At 56.6% G+C, this 18,479-nt stretch carries 17 protein-coding genes and 1 pseudogene; 4 read left to right on the top strand and 14 right to left on the bottom strand.

Translation table 11 applies throughout. The features are described from left to right. A complete protein-coding gene (phnG, locus tag ACUTQW_RS13085; protein ID WP_006323306.1) occupies window positions 1–444 on the bottom strand; it encodes a phosphonate C-P lyase system protein PhnG in 444 nt (147 codons plus the stop codon). Then, a complete protein-coding gene (gene phnF / locus ACUTQW_RS13090; protein WP_187293378.1) occupies window positions 445–1,170 on the bottom strand; it encodes a phosphonate metabolism transcriptional regulator PhnF in 726 nt (241 codons plus the stop codon). Window positions 1,171–1,463: 293 nt separating this feature from the next. Between phnF and ACUTQW_RS13095 the strand changes: the two genes are divergently transcribed. Together ACUTQW_RS13095 and ACUTQW_RS13100 are read left to right on the top strand one after the other, a co-directional pair. Further along, window positions 1,464–2,522 (top strand): permease, encoded by a 1,059-nt coding sequence (locus ACUTQW_RS13095; RefSeq protein ID WP_445654871.1) that lies wholly within the window; start codon window positions 1,464–1,466, stop codon window positions 2,520–2,522. A 51-nt stretch (window positions 2,523–2,573) separates the two neighbouring features. Then, on the top strand, window positions 2,574–2,759 hold the full coding sequence (locus ACUTQW_RS13100) for a hypothetical protein (protein ID WP_064799998.1): 186 nt from the start codon (window positions 2,574–2,576) through the stop codon (window positions 2,757–2,759). Window positions 2,760–3,002: 243 nt separating this feature from the next. Here the strand turns inward: ACUTQW_RS13100 and ACUTQW_RS13105 are convergent, their stop codons facing one another. The 4 genes from ACUTQW_RS13105 to ACUTQW_RS13120 form a co-directional block, all read right to left on the bottom strand. Beyond that, window positions 3,003–3,392, bottom strand: a complete 390-nt coding sequence (locus ACUTQW_RS13105) for a VOC family protein (protein WP_166728537.1) — start codon at window positions 3,390–3,392, stop codon at window positions 3,003–3,005. 269 nt (window positions 3,393–3,661) lie between these two features. Further along, window positions 3,662–4,126, bottom strand: a complete 465-nt coding sequence (gene nrdG, locus ACUTQW_RS13110) for an anaerobic ribonucleoside-triphosphate reductase-activating protein (protein WP_064799997.1) — start codon at window positions 4,124–4,126, stop codon at window positions 3,662–3,664. Window positions 4,127–4,356: 230 nt separating this feature from the next. Continuing rightward, window positions 4,357–6,495, bottom strand: a complete 2,139-nt coding sequence (nrdD, locus tag ACUTQW_RS13115; protein WP_197912206.1) for an anaerobic ribonucleoside-triphosphate reductase — start codon at window positions 6,493–6,495, stop codon at window positions 4,357–4,359. A 214-nt stretch (window positions 6,496–6,709) separates the two neighbouring features. Then, window positions 6,710–7,615: a LysR family transcriptional regulator gene (locus ACUTQW_RS13120; protein ID WP_197912205.1), complete on the bottom strand. Its 906-nt coding sequence runs from the start codon at window positions 7,613–7,615 to the stop codon at window positions 6,710–6,712. 104 nt (window positions 7,616–7,719) lie between these two features. On the opposite strand from ACUTQW_RS13120, the gene ACUTQW_RS13125 reads away from it, so the two are divergent. Beyond that, the gene (locus ACUTQW_RS13125) at window positions 7,720–8,244 is read left to right on the top strand and encodes an NAD(P)H-dependent oxidoreductase (protein WP_064799559.1); all 525 of its coding nucleotides are present in this window, start codon (window positions 7,720–7,722) and stop codon (window positions 8,242–8,244) included. 206 nt (window positions 8,245–8,450) lie between these two features. Here ACUTQW_RS13125 and treC read toward each other — a convergent pair whose 3' ends face one another. Both treC and treB read right to left on the bottom strand, forming a co-directional pair. Then, a complete protein-coding gene (treC, locus tag ACUTQW_RS13130; RefSeq protein ID WP_197912204.1) occupies window positions 8,451–10,115 on the bottom strand; it encodes an alpha,alpha-phosphotrehalase in 1,665 nt (554 codons plus the stop codon). Between the two features lie 56 nt (window positions 10,116–10,171). Next, window positions 10,172–11,587, bottom strand: coding sequence for a PTS trehalose transporter subunit IIBC (gene treB, locus ACUTQW_RS13135; protein WP_020438342.1), 1,416 nt, complete (start codon window positions 11,585–11,587; stop codon window positions 10,172–10,174). A gap of 359 nt (window positions 11,588–11,946) precedes the next feature. Here treB and ACUTQW_RS13140 point away from each other — a divergent pair, with 359 nt between their 5' ends. Then, a complete protein-coding gene (locus tag ACUTQW_RS13140) occupies window positions 11,947–12,360 on the top strand; it encodes an Exc2 family lipoprotein (protein ID WP_064799557.1) in 414 nt (137 codons plus the stop codon). A 109-nt stretch (window positions 12,361–12,469) separates the two neighbouring features. On the opposite strand, the gene ACUTQW_RS13145 is transcribed toward ACUTQW_RS13140, so the two are convergent. The 6 genes and pseudogenes from ACUTQW_RS13145 to treR all read right to left on the bottom strand — a co-directional run bounded on the left by ACUTQW_RS13145 (window position 12,470) and on the right by treR (window position 18,468). Next, window positions 12,470–12,733 (bottom strand): hypothetical protein, encoded by a 264-nt coding sequence (locus ACUTQW_RS13145; protein ID WP_064799996.1) that lies wholly within the window; start codon window positions 12,731–12,733, stop codon window positions 12,470–12,472. Continuing rightward, a pseudogene (locus ACUTQW_RS13150) lies at window positions 12,733–13,347 on the bottom strand (S-type pyocin domain-containing protein); the annotation flags it as partial. The pseudogene ACUTQW_RS13150 and the gene ACUTQW_RS13145, both read right to left, overlap by 1 nt. Before the next feature lie 160 nt (window positions 13,348–13,507). Then, window positions 13,508–13,780: a hypothetical protein gene (locus ACUTQW_RS13155; RefSeq protein WP_064799555.1), complete on the bottom strand. Its 273-nt coding sequence runs from the start codon at window positions 13,778–13,780 to the stop codon at window positions 13,508–13,510. Between the two features lie 15 nt (window positions 13,781–13,795). Further along, on the bottom strand, window positions 13,796–16,072 hold the full coding sequence (locus tag ACUTQW_RS13160) for an S-type pyocin domain-containing protein (RefSeq protein ID WP_445654872.1): 2,277 nt from the start codon (window positions 16,070–16,072) through the stop codon (window positions 13,796–13,798). Continuing rightward, the gene (locus ACUTQW_RS13165; protein ID WP_006323341.1) at window positions 16,069–17,220 is read right to left on the bottom strand and encodes a tail fiber domain-containing protein; all 1,152 of its coding nucleotides are present in this window, start codon (window positions 17,218–17,220) and stop codon (window positions 16,069–16,071) included. Before ACUTQW_RS13165 ends, ACUTQW_RS13160 begins: the two co-directional genes overlap by 4 nt. A 300-nt stretch (window positions 17,221–17,520) precedes the next feature. Beyond that, window positions 17,521–18,468: a trehalose operon repressor TreR gene (gene treR, locus ACUTQW_RS13170; protein ID WP_006323342.1), complete on the bottom strand. Its 948-nt coding sequence runs from the start codon at window positions 18,466–18,468 to the stop codon at window positions 17,521–17,523. Window positions 18,469–18,479: the final 11 nt, after the last annotated feature.

Below are 18,479 nucleotides of genomic sequence, written 5' to 3' on the forward strand. Positions count from 1 at the left end.
TCAATCCCCCCGAACCAGCGTAAAGAAGTCGACCCGGCTGGAGGCGACAGAGCGGGCGCGCAACTGGCGTTGTTCGTGCAGCAAGGCGGCCAGCGGTTCAATCAGCCGCTGTTGCAGCAATTCGGTCTGATCCGGCTGTTGCAGCAGGGCGTCCGCCAGCGCGCAGAGTTCGGCGTGGGCCTTGTCGCGCCCGGCGATATAGCTGTAGCCATAGCCGCCGTTTTCCAGCTGCACCACCGCACGGGTGACGGTCATGTCGCCCAGCACAAAGCGGCGGCCGGTGGCACCCATGCGCCCTTGCAGTTGCGCCAGGCCAATTTCCGGCGCGCGAATGCTTTGGTAGCGCGGGCTGAGGTTCAGCGCCTGCCAGTGGCTGCGCAGCTGGGCCGGTTGGCTGTGCGCCAGTACCGACATCCAGCGTTGTCTCGGCTGTAAGGCTTGCATTTAGTGCTCCATCGTCAGTTCAATCATGTCGGCGCGCGCCAGGCTGACGGAGTATTCCGCCACGTTGTCTCTGCCGGTGCAGACGTTCAGGGTGCGTACGCACAGCAGCGGCGCGTGGGTAGCGATCTCAAGCAGCCGGCTCTCTTTGGCCTGGGCCCGGCGGGCGCTGATGCGCGTCTGGCTGCGGGTCAGCGGCTGGTGGATATGCTGTTCGATAAATTCGTGCAGGGAGCCGTTGTGGAACTGTTGCAGGGCCAGCCACCAGTCCAGATCGGGCAGATAATGGTCGATCAGGCTCATCGGCACGCCGTTGACCCGGCGCAGGGTGCGCAGGTGGATCACCGTTTCGCCTTCTTCACGCGATAGCGCGCTGGCGATATGCCCATTGCACGGGCGTAACACAGCGAGTAAGCGCTCACTGGTGGGGTGGCTGCCCTGCTCGAACAGGTTCTGGCTAAAGCGGGTATTGGCATGCAGCGGGTAGTCATAGGGGCGCATCAGCACCAATATGCCGATGCCATGCCGGCGTTGCAGCCAGCCGCGATCGACCAGCTGATCCACCGCGCGGCGCAGGGTATGGCGATTGACCTGGTAGCGATCCGCCAACTGTTGCTCGGAAGGCAGATAGTCGCCACAGCGGTATTGGGTGCGCAACTCTTGCTCCAGCTGCGCGGCGATCTGCTGGTAACGGGTGGGAAAACTGGTCGGATGTCTAGATAAGTCCATCATAATAAAAACCTCGGCGTGCCGGAACCTATTAAACTCTATGATTTATCAGGATTTCTTACAGTGCTGGTGCTTGCCCTATGACTTTCAAATTGCAGCTAACAACGCTACGGCTTGAAAGGCGACGGGTATGTCCTGTGGCTTTCAAGTTGGCATTATGTTGCCGCCGCCAGATGACAATCGCGTTACGTGCCGGTGGCGAACAGATGAACTATTTTGGACAGGCCGATGATGCGCAGGGGCCGACGGCGCGCTAAGCTAGCGCTATTGATGCACTGACCTGAGCCAACCCTATGCCGCAACCTTTGACCGCTCCTGAAAATACCGCTCGCGCCTGGCCGTTGTGGAAACCGATTCTGTTCCTGCTGGTGGTGGCTATCGGCCTCTACTACGTCAAATGGCAGCCTTATTACGGCAAGGCTTTTCTGGCGGCGGACACGCACTCCATCGGCAAATCGATTCTGGCCAATGCCGACAGCAGCCCGTGGCTGGCGGCCTGGCACTATGCGCTGGTGTATTTCACTGCGGTGTGGAAGGCGGCGGTGCTCGGCGTGTTGCTGGGCTCGTTGGTGCAAGTGCTGATCCCACGCGACTGGCTGGTGCGCACCCTGGGCCACCCGCGTTTCTCCGGCACCCTGCTGGGCGCGGCGATCGCGCTGCCGGGCATGATGTGTACTTGCTGTGCAGCACCGGTGGCCGCCGGGCTGCGGCGTCAGTCGGTCTCCAGCGGCGCGGCGATGGCGTTCTGGTTGAGCAACCCGGTGTTGAATCCGGCAACGTTGATTTTTATGGGTTTTGTGCTCGGCTGGCCGTTTGCCGCTATCCGGCTGGTGGCCGGGGTGATTATGGTGCTGGGCGTCGCCTGGCTGGTGCAACGGGTCACCGCCAGGGATCCGCAGCCGGCCGCGTTGCAAGCGTCGGCGGTGCCGCGGGTGAAAACCGAGGAGCGGCCGTTCCTCGGTCGCTGGTTGAAAGCGCTGTGGGCGCTGTTTTGGGCGACCATTCCCGTTTACATTGTGGCGGTGCTGGCGCTGGGTGCGGCGCGCGTGTGGCTGTTCCCGCATGCCGATGGGGCGATAGACAATAGCCTGCTGTGGATTATCGCCCTGGCGATCGCCGGTTGCCTGTTCGTGATCCCCACCGCAGCGGAAATCCCGATTGTGCAGACCATGATGCTGGCGGGCATGGGCACCGGCCCGGCGCTGGCGCTGCTGATGACCCTGCCGGCGGTCAGCCTGCCTTCATTGCTGATGCTGAACAAAGTCTTCTCCGCCAAAGCGCTGTGCCTGACGGCTGCGCTGGTGGTGTTGTGCGGGATCGTGACGGGTCTGGTGGGAATGGGATTGATGTAGTCTATTGCTGGTTATTGGTGGCCCGATGATGTCTCAAAGGAGGAGATGAAAATGGAACAGAGGAATAAACCTGAAATGGACGCGAAGTTTATGCCCCAAGAGGAAGAGTTGCGCGAGAGAGTGGATGCCGCCTTTGAACGTTTAAGAACCGGTAAAGCGGTTTATATAAGCCATTCCGATGTAGAAAAAAGAATGGCTATATTCAAAGCGAAAATCCGGGCTCGTTATCGACGATAATGTTGAGCTGTACTCGCTAAGAGCTGAACTGACAGTTTCTACGATAGAACAAAATTTTATCTGGCAGTCGGCTTTGAGCGAGAAGCGGACGTACAGTAAATGATGTAAGGCTTTCCTGATACTGTTGCAGTAATGTCAAACTCATCAATTGGCTTACACTCTTTATTCACACCTAAATAGAAATGTTATTTTATAAAAGATGCATAGCCGTTGGTAATCCAGAAACTTCCGAGCCGCGAGTCATTATCGTGTCTCGTGGTAAACAGCCTCAATATTGTACCCATCAGGATCAAGGATAAACGCGGCGTAATATCCAGGGTGATACTGAGGCCTGTATCCCGGTGCACCATTATCTTTTCCACCAGCCCGGAGGGCGGTAGAGTGGAATGCGTCCACTTCCTCTTTGTTTTTTGCACTGAAGGCAAGATGCATCCGGGGCGTGGCGGGCGTGCCCTGTGCGATCCAGAACGCGCCTCCCGGATCTGACCCTTCATCGGGTCTGGCAGGACCAAAACCTACCGCTTTATCCGGGATTTCAAGCCGTGCAATATGACCAAGGCTTGCCAGAACACTTGTGTAAAACAGTTTACTGTCTTCAAGATTGGTGACGCTGAATCCGGTGTGATCAATCATTCTTATACTCCTGTCAGCAAAGAAGAGTATGCAGTAAAACATTCAATCACCGCATGATGTTTGATTTGGCATAAGAACAGGTGATTATGCCAATGCTATTCCTGCGTGAAATCATTCACGCAGGTCCATTGACCTGCCCCCCAATAATTATTGCAATGCGGACTTAGCGACGTCCTCTTTTGGCACAGAGTTGCCTGTCAGATTGGCTCTATGCTGAGTTGCGCCAGGTCGAGTCTGGGCTAATACAGGTTGAGCCGTGTGTTGTTGGGTCAACGCAGCTTATGCACCACCTGGTTAGCGCTGCCGCGCCAGATCAGCGCCGGGTCTTTCAGATCCTGCACAAACTTGCCGTCAATCAATACGTTAATCCTGTCCACCACCTGCATCTGCTGCGCATCCAGCTCCGCCAGCCGGTAGCCGGTCCATAGCCAGATATCCTTGCCGGGGCACTCGGCGTTTACCCGTTTCACCAGTTGCAAAATCGACGGGACGTTGGCCGGGTGCAGCGGATCGCCACCGGACAGCGACAGCCCCTGGCGCGGAATGCGCGCGTCGTTGAGATCGGCAATCAGCCGGTCTTCCATTTCCTGAGTAAAAGGCCGGCCGGAATTCAGCCGCCAGGTACTTTTGTTGTAACAGCCGACGCATTGGTGCACGCAACCGGCGACAAACAGCGTGCAGCGGGTGCCGGGGCCATTGACCACATCGATAGGGTAGTACTGGTGATAATTCATCTGAGGCCTGCCCATCAGGCTATTTTACTTACCATTTTGCCTCCGGGCAGTGCTAACAAAATGCATTGCATTTTGAACGCCCTACAGAGGGCGGCCCGTAGGGTGAGCAACGCGAATAAAATCCTCACGTACTGCGTGTACGCTCCGGTTTTTACGCGCTGGCCGAAGACAAACTGGCGGCGACAATAACGCCTGATGAACAGGCTTATGCATAGGTTTAACGGCATTTTTCAGCCGAGCTGCCCATTGCCGAGGTGTTTCACCCGGCGCTTCACCTCTTCCTGCTTGCCGGCGTTGAACGGCCTGGCATCCGGGCTGCCGAGGTAGCCGCACACCCGGCGGGTGACCGACACCTTGGACGGCTCGTGGTTGCCGCATTTCGGGCAGGTAAAGCCCTTGCTGGTACAGGCGAATTCGCCGGTAAAGCCGCACTCGTAGCACTCATCGATCGGTGTGTTGGTGCCGTAATAAGGCACGCGGCTGTAGCTGTAATCCCACACGTCTTCCAGCGCTTTCAAATTGTGTTGCAGGTTGGGGTATTCGCCGTAACAGATGAAACCGCCGTTGGCCAAGGGTGGATAAGGCGCCTCAAAGTCCAGTTTGTCGTATGGATTGACCTTTTTTTCCACGTCGAGATGGAAGCTGTTGGTGTAATAACCCTTGTCGGTAACGCCCGGCACCACGCCGAAATCGGCGGTGTCCAGCCGGCAGAAGCGATCGCACAGGTTCTCGCTTGGGGTGCTGTAGAGGCTAAAACCGTAGCCGGTCTCTGCTTTCCAACTGTCGGTGGCCGTGCGCAGGCGTTCGACGATGGCGACCGCTTTGGCGCGCAGCGCGGCATTGTCGTAAACGTGTTGCTCGTTGCCGAACAGCGCATTGATGGTTTCATGCAGGCCGATATAGCCCAGAGAAATCGACGCGCGGCCATTTTTGAAGATGTCGGCGATATTGTCGTCCGCCTTCAGCCTTACGCCGCAGGCACCTTCCATATACAGGATCGGGGCAACACGCGCCTTGATGCCTTCCAGGCGTGCGATACGCGTCATCAGCGCCTTTTTCGCCAGCAGCAGCCGCTGATCCAGCAGACGCCAGAAACGCGCCTCGTCGCCGGCCGCTTCCAGCGCAATGCGCGGCAGGTTCAGGCTGATCACGCCGATATTATTGCGGCCGTCGTGCACCAGTTCGCCATCTTCCTCGTAGGTGCCGAGGAAGCTGCGGCAGCCCATCGGTGTCTTGAACGAGCCGGTGACCTTCACCACCTGATCGTAATTGAGAATATCCGGGTACATGCGCTTGCTGGCGCATTCCAGCGCCAGTTGCTTGATGTCGTAGTTCGGGTCGCCGTACTGGTGGTTCAGGCCGTCGCGGATGGCGAATACCAGTTTGGGGAATACTGCGGTCTTGCGGTTCTTGCCCAGCCCGGCGATACGGTTTTTCAGGATTGAACGCTGAATCAGCCGCGATTCCCAGCAGGTGCCCAGGCCGAAGCCGAAGGTGACGAACGGCGTTTGGCCGTTGGCGGTGTGCAGGGTGTTAACCTCGTATTCCAGCGACTGAAAGGCGTCGTAACACTCTTTCTCGGTGCGCGCCATCGCATAGCCCTGCGCGTCCGGGATCTGCCACTGTTCTGCCACCTGGCGGTGTTTTTCGAAGCTTTCGCTGACGAAAGGCGCGAGGATCTCGTCGATGCGGTTAATGGTGGTGCCGCCATAAATATGGCTGGCCACCTGCGCGATAATTTGGGCGGTCACGGCGGTGGCGGTGGAGATCGACTTCGGCGGTTCGATCTCGGCATTGCCCATCTTGAAGCCGTTGGTCAGCATGCCTTTCAGATCGATCAACATGCAGTTGAACATCGGGAAGAACGGCGAATAGTCGAGATCGTGGTAGTGGATCTCGCCGCGCTCATGCGCCAGCACCACGTCACGCGGCAGAATGTGCTGCTTGGCGTAGTGTTTGGCGACGATCCCGGCCAGCAGATCGCGCTGGGTGGGGATCACTTTGCTGTCCTTGTTGGCGTTCTCGTTCAGCAAGGCCATATTGCTTTGCTCGACCAGGCCGCGGATCTCCTGGTTCAGCCGCCCGCGCAGCTCGCGCGCCACGTCGCGATCGTGGCGGTATTCGATATAGGCGCGCGCCAGCTGCTTGTATTCGCCAGCCATCAGCTGATTTTCCACCGCCTGCTGAATGTCATGGATATCCACGCGCGGCTGTTGCGCCATCCGTTGAGCGACCACCCGGGCCACGGTTGCGCAGTAATCGGCATCGACAATCCCGACGGCCAGTGCGGCCCGTTCGATAGCTTGCCCAATACGTGCCTCGTCAAAAGAGACCTGACAACCGTCCCGTTTAATCACTATTGGTTTCACGTTGCGACTCCTTGTTCCCCGAAGGATAGGTTATCCACAGGGCAACGCCGCAGCGCACAAGGGCTACGGCAGCGTGTGGATGACTTTGTGGATAACTACCATATATAGGTTATTTGTTTTCTTTAAACACTATATATAGATATTGGCGGGGTTCTTTTGATGTAGGACAAGGAAAGCGGAAGAGCGTGCGCAAGCTGTACAGACGTCAATCTGCTCACGGGCGATCGCGAAAATGCGCCAGCAGGAAGTCGACCCAGGCGCGCACCCGTGGCGGCAGGTCTGCAGAGGCGTAGTACAGCCACAGCTGCGTCGGTTGCGGCCAGCAATCCGGCAGCACCGGTTGCAGAGTACCCTGCGCAAAATGGGGCTCTGTGTACCAGCGCGCCAGGCAGGCGATACCCAGCCCGGCCAACGCGGCGTCCAGCAGCATCTCCGGCCGGCTGGCGACCAGGCGGCCGTGCAACTCCAGGGGTTTGGTTTCGCCGTGCCGGCGCAGCGGCCATTTTACGCTACGGCCGTTGGCCGGATTGCGGTGCAGTAGGCAGTTATGCCGCAACAGATCGTCAGGATCCTGCGGCGTGCCGCGCTGCGCCAGATAACCGGGTGACGCCGCCAACACCATCTGCATCTGATACAGCGGCCGCGCCACCAGCCGGCTGTCGGGATCGACCCGGCTGCCGATACCCACGTCAAAGCCTTCGCCCACCAGATTGACGACTCGCGCATCCAGCGAAAGATCGAGATCGATCTGCGGATAACGCTCAAGGAACTGCGGGATCAACGGCATCAGCATCTGGCGGCCGAAGCCGGGGATCATGCTGACGCGCACGGTGCCTGAGGGATCTTGCTGCGTGCCGCCGGCGTTTTCCAGCGTGGCGGACAGCGCCTGCCACAGCGGTGCCACCTGCGCCAGCAGCGCTTTGCCTTCGTCGGTCAGCACCACGTTGTGGGTGTTGCGCTGGAACAGACGCAGCGCCAGCTTTTCTTCCAGTACGCGGATATTTTTGCTGACCGCCGCCGGGGTAACGCCTAACTGACGGGCGGCGGCGGAAAAGTTTTGCGCCTGGGCGGCGCTGAGAAAAGCCGGCAGCAGGCGATGCACGTCAAAGGGCAGCGACATAGTGGTTGATACTTTCAGTTGAAATTGAAGTGACAAAGAACAGCCTACACCCTGGGCGAAGGAAATGGAAAAATGCGATATCAATTTTCAACCGAGGATCTCGTATGTCACGTATTTTAGCGTTAACCGCTCACCGCTTTCCCGATGATTCACGCGTCAACAAGGCGCTGATCGAAGCGCTGAACACGCAGCCCAAGGTTACCGTGCATGAACTGATGCGCACTTATCCGGATTACCGTATCGACGTGGCCCGCGAACAGGAACTGCTGCAAAGCCACGACGCGGTGGTGATGCTGTTCCCGTTTTACTGGTATAGCTCGCCGGCGATCCTCAGCGAATGGCAGGATGCGGTATTAACCTACGGTTTCGCCTACGGCAGCGAAGGCACCAAACTGCACGGCAAACCGCTGCAACTGGTGGTGACCACTGGTGGCAATCCGCAGGCTTATACGCCGGAAGGCTACAACCGCTATCCGGTGGCGGATCTGTTGCGTCCGTTCAATGCCATGGCCAACCTGACCGGCATGGATTATCTGCCGCCGCATTTGGTGCAGGGAGTGTTTGATATGAGCGATGAACGCCTGGCGCAAGAGGCTGCCGGGGTGGTGAAGTTGCTGCAAAAATTGTAGGGCGCAGCGGGTTGCCGCACTGTGCCCACAGAGTGGCTGCTAAATAGCTGCGCCGAATAGTGCTACAGGGTCATGCAGAGCGCCGACACGCCGTGAACCCGTCCCTGGGGGCTCGTATCGCGCATCCCCGCGCTCAACGGTCGGCTAACCTGCCATGACGCCCACCCACCTCAAGCTTAGGGTGTAGCGGTATTAAACGCAGTTATTTAGTCCTCCAACAGCCACCATACCGCTTCGAACGGCCGCAGGGTCATCGCCTGCGGTTGGTCCGCCGCATCGGCGTAGTTGCCCATCAGCGGGCGCCACTGGTTAGAGGGCTCCACGCCTTCGGCTTCCCAGGCCAGCGGTTCGCGGCTCAGGTTGGCTGCCACCAGCAAACGCTGCCCGTTCCAGCTACGCTGGTAGCACCACAGCGCCGGGTGCGCAGGCGCCAGATCCTGGTAGTCGCCGTGGGTCAGCAGCGGATACTGCTTGCGCAGGGTGATCAACTGGCGGTAGGCGTAAAACACCGAATCCAGATCGGCCAGCGCCGCTTCGGCATTGATTTGCGGGTAGTTTTCCGCGCAACCGATCCACGGTGTGCCTTGGGTGAAACCGGCGTTCGGCGCGGCGCTCCACTGCATCGGCGTGCGGCCGTTATCGCGTGATTTACTGGCCAGGATCGCCAGCAGATCGGCGTCGCTCTTGCCCTGAGCGCTCAGTTCGGCATACATGTTCAGGCTTTCCACATCGCGATACTGCCCGATGGCGCTAAAGCCCGGGTTGGTCATGCCAATCTCTTCGCCCTGATAAATATACGGCGTGCCCTGCATGCCGTGCAGCACCATGGCCAGCATCTTGGCGGCCGGCACCCGCAGTTCGCCCTCATCGCCGAAGCGCGAGACGATGCGCGGCTGATCGTGGTTACACCAGAACAGCGCGTTCCAGGCGCGGTTATGCATGCCTTGCTGCCAGTGGCGGAAAATCTGCTTCAGTTCGACGTAGTTCGGCGCCGCCAGCGTCCATTTTTCGCCGCCGGCGTAGTCCACTTTCAGATGGTGGAAGTTGAAGGTCATCGACAGCTCTTCGCCGTTGCGCGCCGCATACCGTTGGCAATGTTCCAGCGTGGTGGAGGACATTTCGCCGACGGTCATCAGGCCACGCGGTTGGAACACGTCGCGGCTCATCTCTTGCAGAAATTCGTGAATGCGTGGGCCGTCGGTGTAGAAACGGCGGCCGTCGCCCTGGGGATCGGACGGGAAATCCTGCTGCTTGGAGACCAGGTTGATCACGTCGAGACGCAGGCCGTCGACGCCCTTGTCCGCCCAGAACTGACACACTTTTTTCAGCTCCTCGCGCACCGGCGGGTGTTCCCAGTTGAGGTCCGCCTGTTCGGTGGCGAACAGGTGCAGGTAATACTGGCCGCTGTCGGCGTGCCACTGCCAGGCATTGCCGCCGAACTTGGAACGCCAGTTGTTCGGCAACGCATCGCCTTCGCCGTCGCGCCAGACATAGAACGGGCGGAACGGGCTGTCAGGATCTTGCGAAGCCTGGAACCACGGGTGTTCGGTCGAGGTATGGTTGAATACCATATCCATCACGATACGGATGCTGCGCTGGTGGGCGGCGGCGATCAGACTGTCGAAATCCTCCATGGTGCCGTAGGCCGGGTCGATGGCGCAGTAATCCGCCACGTCATAACCGTTGTCCACCTGCGGGGAGACATACACCGGCGTCAGCCAGATGGCGTCGACGCCCAGTTCCTGCAGATAGTCCAGCCGCTGGGTCACACCGGCCAGATCGCCGTAGCCGTTACCGGTGCTGTCCTGAAAACTCTTCGGATAGATTTGGTAGATGACACCGTTCTGCCACCAGGGGATTGGATTGCTCATAATTATACCTTTGAATCGTGACAACGGGCCCGGTGTACCGGGCCCCTACATTTCAATCAGACCGGCAGTTCGCCGCGGGCAGCTTTGCGCTTATAGACCATGATGGTCAGCAGCATTGGGATCACCACGGCCACCACAATCGCCGCCGAGTAAACCAGCCAGAACTGCGGTTTGATGGACAGAATACCCGGCAAACCGCCGACGCCGATGCCATTGGCCATCACGCCGTCCAGGCCGCAGATTAGGCCGGCGAAGGCGGAGCCGATCATCGCGCACAGCATCGGGAAGCGGTACTTCAGGTTGATCCCGTACATCGCCGGTTCGGTGACGCCGAGGTAAGCGGAAATCGCCGCCGGTACCGAGATTTCACGCTCGTTGGCCTTGCGGCTGACGATGATAATGCCCAATACCGCAGAAGCCTGCGCAATGTTGGACAGCGCAATCAGCGGCCAAACCGGGGTGCCGCCCATGCTCTGGATCATCTGCATGTCGATAGCCAGCGTGGTCTGATGTACACCGGTAATCACCAGCGGCGCATACAGGAAGCCGAACAGCGCGGCGCCAATCGGGGCGAAGCTGCCGGTCATGACGGCTTTCACCGCCCAGGCCACGCCGTCGCCGATCATGCGGCCAAACGGCCCGATCAGCGCGTGCGCCAGGAATACCGCCAGCAGCAGTGAAACGACCGGCACCACCACCAGATACAGGTAATCGGGCACGATCTTTTTCAGGCGGGTTTCAATCCAGCCCAGCGCCATACCGGCCAGCATGGAAGGGATCACCTGCGCCTGATAGCCGACTTTCTGAATGGCGAACCAGCCGAAGTTCCACACTTCCGGCACTTGCTGCCCGAGTTGGTAAGAGTTCATCAACTGCGGGGAGACCAGCGTGATGCCCAGCACGATGCCGAGCACCGGCGTGCCGCCCATTTTTTTCACCGTCGACCAGCAGATGGCCACCGGCAGGAACATGAAGATTGCTTCACCGAGCAGCCACAGGAAATCGTAGATGGTTTTCCACGCCGGGTGCATTTGCGCCAGCGTCTGGCCGCCGGACATCGGGATGTCGCCGATCACGTTGCGGAAGCCGAGGATCAGACCGCCGCTGATCAGCGCCGGCAGCAGCGGGAAGAAGATTTCGGCGAAGTGGGAGATAGCCCGCTCGCTCCAGGTCATGTTCTGGCGCGCCGCTACCTTGGCCTGCTCCTTGTCGGCTTCGTTGACGCCGGTGGTGGCGATCAACGCCTGATAGTAATCGCCGACCTCCGGGCCAATCACCACCTGGAACTGACCGGCGTTGGTGAAGCAGCCTTTGACCATCGGCAAGGTTTCTATTTCTTTTGGGTTGGCTTTGGCGGGGTCGTTAAGGACGAAACGTAACCGGGTAATGCAATGGCTGACGGTGGCGATGTTATCGCGTCCGCCCACCAGTACAATCAGGCGGTCGATATCCTGTTGCTTAACTTTGCTCATTATAAAGTACCTTTTTTGGGTAAGGCGCAGAGGTGTTGGCTGAGTAATGATCAAAGCTTAGTCATTCCCCTTTTTTTATGGAATGGGAACGTTCCCGGTTTGGGGCGACGATCACAAAACGATAAAAAAATGACCGCATTATGCGTTCTGCCAGGGGCAACAATCTCGGATCAAGGGGGGCGCCGGCAAAGCCGCCAAAACATCCTGCAGACTCCGGCTGCTTGTATTATCCTGTACCTTAATAACAAAGAGTTAGTTTTCCCTTATCGGGCAAGAGGTCGGTTGAAGACATCGATACTCAATGCTTTTTCAACGTGATGCCGGTGGCGGTATCGCAATAGACTTTTCAAGGAAGAATAATGATCCTGATAGCCCCCCGTACCCTTATCTTGTGTTCCGCGCTGTTCCTGAGCGCTTGCGCCGGCCAGCAAACCAGCCCTGAACGTCACGCCCGGCATGCCATTCATCAACTGGCCCAGGTGCACTTTGATCCCAATACCCGTACGCAGATTTCGGACTCGATAAAATCGTCCATTCCGTTTTTTGACCAGTTCTATCAGATAGGGAAAACCGATCGGGCTAATGGCATGACGCGCCAGCAGGCACAGCAGAGGGAGGCTGAGTTCCGCAGCCCTGAATTCCTCAGTGACGTAGGGCAAAAAGGGATATTTATCAATCGCAAATATTCGACGGATAATCCGCAAAAACAACGACAGATCCTGCTGGATTCAGCCGTTGCCACCTACTGGGATGGTTACGAAGGGCGGCCTTGAAGGGCATAGATAAGTGGATAGCATAGTGAGAGGCTATTAATGAAAACGCCCAACAAACGAGAATTTGTTGGGCGTTGCTTAAATTAAATTTACAGGAAGAGTCCGGAGGCTATTCGATACCGTATTTTTTCTCGGTCACGAACTTTGGGGCTTTCCAGTTAGGGCCTTTTTCCGGTAATGGTTTTCCGGTTTTTTTCAATTTTCCTTCTTTAAACAATCGTTGGTGTGTTTTTAATAACTCACCATTTGCAATAACGTCAAATTTGTAACGAACATACATCCGATCAATACTAGGATATGGTGTCCGTGGGGCAAAATGCAAAAGAACATCCTCTACACTTTCATTTTTGTAAATACCTTCAAGATCTAACATCATTTCCCCTCCTCTGATTTTCGATACGCCTCTTCGGCTTCAGGCGTATACAAAGGCTCATTTATCTCATTAACTTTATAGTCTTCCAGAGTTGCTGTATGAGTGTTATTCAAAACTTCATCATAATTTTCTGGTATATCCCCATCTTTAACCCCCAGATTCCGATAACGCTCAAGTTCTCTGACTTCATGCGTATAGAAGCGTTTATCGGTATCAGTGGCGACAAGCTCTCCTTTCAGAATTCTCTCCAGACGGTCGACCATCACCTTATTATCGGCTTGCTCTCCAAACCGGCCTGTATGCAGTTTTACCTTGTCTACACCTGCACGGTCAATTTTAGCGGTTTTCCAGTCCAGATTCTGGATAGGCCCGCCGGCTTTCTCCGTATGGAAGTCGCGCCCGCTGTACTTGCCTTTGGCATTGCTTTCCCCATAAGGCTTGCTGACCATCACGTAGATAGCTTCAACACCGACTTCCGTTGCATCCGGCTGCCACAAGATAAAATCTTGCAGCTCCTGGACGAGATCCGCAGGGAAGGTCGTGACCACGATACTATCAGCCTGCCTGACATTGGTGCCGGTATGTACTGGCGTCCTGGGGCCCGGCGAACCGTTGCCGGTAGAGCTTACTCAGTATTACATGGATAGCTTCAACGTCAGTTTTCGGTATGGCGATAAATCATATGCACAATACAGATGCCATCAACAAAAACGCCCAACAAACGAGAATTTGTTGGGCGTTGCTTAAATTAAATTTACAGGAAGAGTCCGGAGGTTATTCGATACCGTATTTTTTCTCGGTCACGAACTTTGGGGCTTTCCAGTTAGGGCCTTTTTTATATCCAGAAACGATCTCACCTTGGTTGATAAGAACTTTGGTGTCTGAGATTAATTTCGTATTGTATGACTCATATTTTTCATCTGCTTTGTGCAAATTAAAAAATCTATCTAACGATGGATGAGACATGCCTTGTTCTCTGCGTCCAATCAAGAACAAGATAACGTCTTTCATCTCCTCGCGTATTACCATTTCATCGAAATTTACCATGTTCAAGTACCTCGATTATTTATTCACTGAATCTAACGCATCTGGGGTATATAAAAGTGCGTCATCAGAGCTTAATTTATAGTCTTCCAAAGTGGCAGTATGGGTATTATTCCAGACTTCACCTTCATTTTCAGGAAGTTGACCGTCTTTTACTCCTAAATTTCTATACCGTTCCAATTCCCTGACTTCATGCGTATAAAAACGCTTGTCGGTATCGGTGGCAGCAAGCTCACCCTTCAGGATTTTCTCCAGGCGGTCAATCATCACTTGGTTCTCCGGTGCCCCCTCAAAACGTCCAGCATGCAGTTTTACCTTGTCTACACCTGCACGGTCAATTTTAGTGGTTTTCCAGTCCAGATTCTGGATAGGCCCGCCGGCTTTCTCCGTATGGAAGTCGCGCCCGCTGTACTTGCCTTTGGCATTGCTTTCTCCATAAGGCTTGCTGATCATCACATAGATAGCTTCAACACCGACTTCCGTTGCATCCGGCTGCCACAAGATAAAATCTTGCAGCTCCTGGACGACATCCGCAGGGAAGGTCGTGACCACGATACTATCAGCCTGCCTGACATTGGTGCCGGTATGTACTGGCGTCCTGGGTACCGGCGAACCGTTGCCGGTATGCGAAGGTGCTGCAGGGCCCGTCGGTACCGGGTTTATCAGTATAGTCCGGGCGGGGACCCCTTCCATTGCGGGCAGCGTGATTTTATCAAGCCCCGTTTTCTCATCACGAACCGGTCTGAACACCGGCACGCTGGCAGATACGCCGCCGATGCCCGTTCTGACAAAGTTTACACTTTGTTTGCCATCGTCGTCAGTGGTGATAAACCCGCGCACCGGCAAATCGACCGAGGTCATCCCTGGCCGGATTGCGGTTTCGCCGACGGCCGCCAGACTTGCCTGGAAGGCAAACATATTGATATCACGACCGGGAACCTGGTCACTGCCCGTTCCAACTGCTGTCGGAATGAAGCCGATAGCAAATGCACCGAGTACTGACCCTGCGGCGACAGCGGTACCGGCACGTATGCTACCGACTTCCGCAGCCGCTCGCCACAGTGCGCCCGATACCCAGCCGGCCAGTTCACTGGATGTCGTCATAACACCCTGTGCAACCGTCGACGCTTGTAGCATTGCGGGGGCGCGGTTGAGTGCCATTGTTCCTGCGGTAGCCAGCGCCGCAGTGGCCGCTTTCGCTTTTTCAGGCGTGTAAACCGGGGCATCCAAAACCCCAGCTTTGGCGAACAGCGCTTTCCTCGCTTCTTCGGCCTTGCGGGCTTCTTCGGCTCTGCGGGCTTCTTCGGCCTTGCGGGCTTCTTCGGTTCTGCGGGCTTCCTCGGCCTTGCGGGCTTCTTCGGCCTTGCGGGCTTCTTCGGCCTTGCGGGCTTCTTCGGCCTTGCGGGCTTCTTCGGCCTTGCGGGCTTCTTCGGCCTTGCGGGCTTCTTCGGCCTTGCGGGCTTCTTCGGCTCTGCGGGCTTCTTCGGCTCTGCGGGCTTCTTCGGCTCTGCGGGCTTCTTCGGCTCTGCGGGCTTCCTCGGCCTTGCGGGCTTCTTCGGCCTTGCGGGCTTCTTCGGCTCTGCGGGCTTCCTCGGCCTTGCGGGCTTCTTCGGCCTTGCGGGCTTCTTCGGCTTTGCGGGCTTCTTCGGCTCTGCGGGCTTCCTCAGCTCTGCGGGCTTCTTCAGCTTTACGGGCTTCTTCAGACTGCCGTTGGCGCTCTATTTCCTGGTTTTTTTTCCATGCATTTTCCAAATCAGCTGTAACCTGGGAAACTGCCTTTGCTTGAGTTTTTTTTGCTTCGTTATCATGGATTTTTATAATCGTGCGATTATTATTGCTACCACCTGTCTCCGTTCTGGTCGTCACTTTATCCGGCATTGCATCGTGTGCTTTTTGCCAGGCTTGAGCAGCCTGTGCCCGTGCTGCGGGCTGCTTATCGAGAGGAAGATTATCAATGGCTGCCCGCATAGCTTTATATGCCGGAGTGGATGTTGCCGCAACCGTACCTTGTGGCAGCCCCTTTTTGATAGCTTCATCGATTGCTGCATTAATCAAAGCTGAATTAACAGGGCCATCGCTGGCCCACCCACCACGATTCCCATCAGAACCACTCGATGACGAGTCACGACCACCGCTTCCTCTTGAGTCACTACCAAAGTTACTACCTTTATCTGAACTGCCATTTACTGTGTAATGCTCTTCACCGTTTGCATCCGTTCCATCGTAACTAAAACCGGGATGCGAAATTGCACCACCAGATGGGCCACGGCTGTCTTTTCCATCTCCGCCACTCATATGCTGTTCCTTTTAGATTCTGTCTTTTCCAAAGCAATCAGCCGCACTTCAAAAGCTTTGTGCTCAGCCTCTCGAAACGCGCGTTCTTCCTTTAACGCTTCGATCAAAAGTGCCACTACGCCATTGATATTAATTCCACGGGCATCTTTCAGAACGCTGCCGTCATTTAATTTCAGCTCGGTGGTGGTGACGGATTGAGGTAATACGCTTTCCACTTCCTGGGCGATTACCCCGGCTTCCGGAACGCCTTGTTTCAGGTAGGTATAGCCACTGATTTTCCCCAGCTTCTCCAGCGCGCCCTCAATTTTCACGATCTCCGTTTTCATGCGGGCATCGGAGCTGCTGAGCCAGGCACCGTTGGTGTAGGCGTTGCCGCCATTGCGGAATTCGTACCAGCCTTGTGCGCCGCCGTTGGCGACGTTCAATACCAGTGAATGGTGAGAGCCGACAACTTCATGGTGATAGAAATTGGCATACAGGTCCCCACGACCTTGCAAATGCAACCCATTGGTAATACGTTCTTTATCATTTTCGACGCTACGGTTTCCCGTCGCCCAAATCCATCCATCGGGGTTGCGTTTGGTCAACTGCCCAACCGAAAACTCGCTGTTGGCTCTTACCTGAAGTTCATTCCAGTTTCCCTGCCAATCCCGGTAGGAGAGCAGGCCGTAATCTTCTTTACCGGGGACGACCCGTGACCCCATCATCATCGTGGTGGTGACGTTGCCGCTGGTAAAATCGGTATGCACAGGCGGTGCGCCGTACGTCTGCCCGCTGATAAGAGAAGCGGGGCCAGTGGTGACCGCGCCAATGCCTGCGTTATGCGACACCAGCGCGCCGCCCGAGACATCCACGCCGTTACGCAGCGCCACGCGGCCGGTAGAGAGGTTGAAGGAGAAGGGACGCAGCGTGTTCCACTGCCCGTTCTGCGCCTGCCCGTCAGGGGTAACCAGGGCGGAGAAGTTAAGCCCGTCACTGCGCAGGAGCACGCCGGTATTGCCATTTGCCAGGCGAAAACCGATTTCGGAGCGGGAAACAATCTCACCGTCGCTGACAACGCGTTTACGCAATGTGGACAGTGATTTCAGTTCAGTGATGTCTTCATTAATGCCGTTAAGCACTTGAGCATTTTTCTTTTCTTCAGCCATGATGAATCTTCCTTTTTGACACTCTGTTATTTGATGGCTAACAGCATCCGGTATCCTTCCGCCCATTCTGGCTAATGGCTATCGGCGTTCACGTTCCGTGCGCTGCCAAACCGCTGGAACACACAATAAATACTGTATGTTTAACCAGTATGTTGTTGCTGTAGGCGACAGAGGTCAATCAGGAAAGGCTATCCGTTGTTGTGTGGTGGCTGATACAAAATGGCGACGAACTTATGCCCACTTGAGTGGGCAAGAACCGGGGATGGCGGGTAGGGGGATTGATGGGGGCAAACCCCGCCGTCAGGCGAGTTTGCTGGGCACGATGATTTGGCGGATGCCCTGTTCGCCGCTGAGCTGGCCCAGCAGCTGTTGGGCGGCCTGCAACCCGGCGCTGCCGTAGCCCAGCTCGACCGAAAACGTCTCGGGGAACAGGAAGTTAAGCAGCGGCGTATTGCCGATGCCGCAGACTTGCAGCGGGGCGATATGCTGCTGTTGCAGGTATTTGATGGCGCCGAGGGCGATGGTATCGGAGGCGCACACCAGCGCGGTGGTCTGCGGGCCAATCACTTCGGCAGCCAGTTGAAAACCGCTCTGGTAGCTCAGTTCGCCCAAGGCGACGCTCGGGGTAATCTGCTGCTGGCGGCAGGCGTCGAGATAAGCCTGATGGCGGCGCAAGCCGGTGGTGGCATCGGCAAGTTGCACCCCCAGATAGCTGATATGCCGGTGGCCCTGCTGTTGCAGGCGTTCCATCAGCAGCCGGACTGCGCCATCATCGTCGTAGCAAACCGATGAAAAACCTTCGTATTCACGCGCCAGCACCACCATTTTTTCCTGCCAGGGGCTGAGCATGGCCGCCGTCAGGCCGGTGAAACCGAACAGGATCACCCCGTCGACGTTGCGCTGTTGCAGCACGTGCAGATGCTCTTCCACCAGGCGGGTTTCAAACTGGCTTTCCATCACGATCGGGTCGTAACCCTGCTGATACAGCAGCGGCAGCATGGTGCGCACCGCCTGGTTTTCCGACGGCGAATCGAGGCGGGAAACGATAATCCCCACCACTTTGTCGCTCTGCCCGCGCATGGCGCGCGCCGATTTGGACGGCGTAAACCCCTGCTGACGGATCACCGCTTCTACCCGTTCACGGGTTTGCGGGCTCACGCTGCCTTCGTTGTTCAATACGCGCGATACGGTGGATTTCCCCACGCCGCTCAGGCGGGCGATGTCCTTGATGGTCAGCCGGTTTTGCATGGTTTACTTAT

The sequence above is a fragment of the Serratia sp. TSA_7 genome, assembly GCF_052692135.1.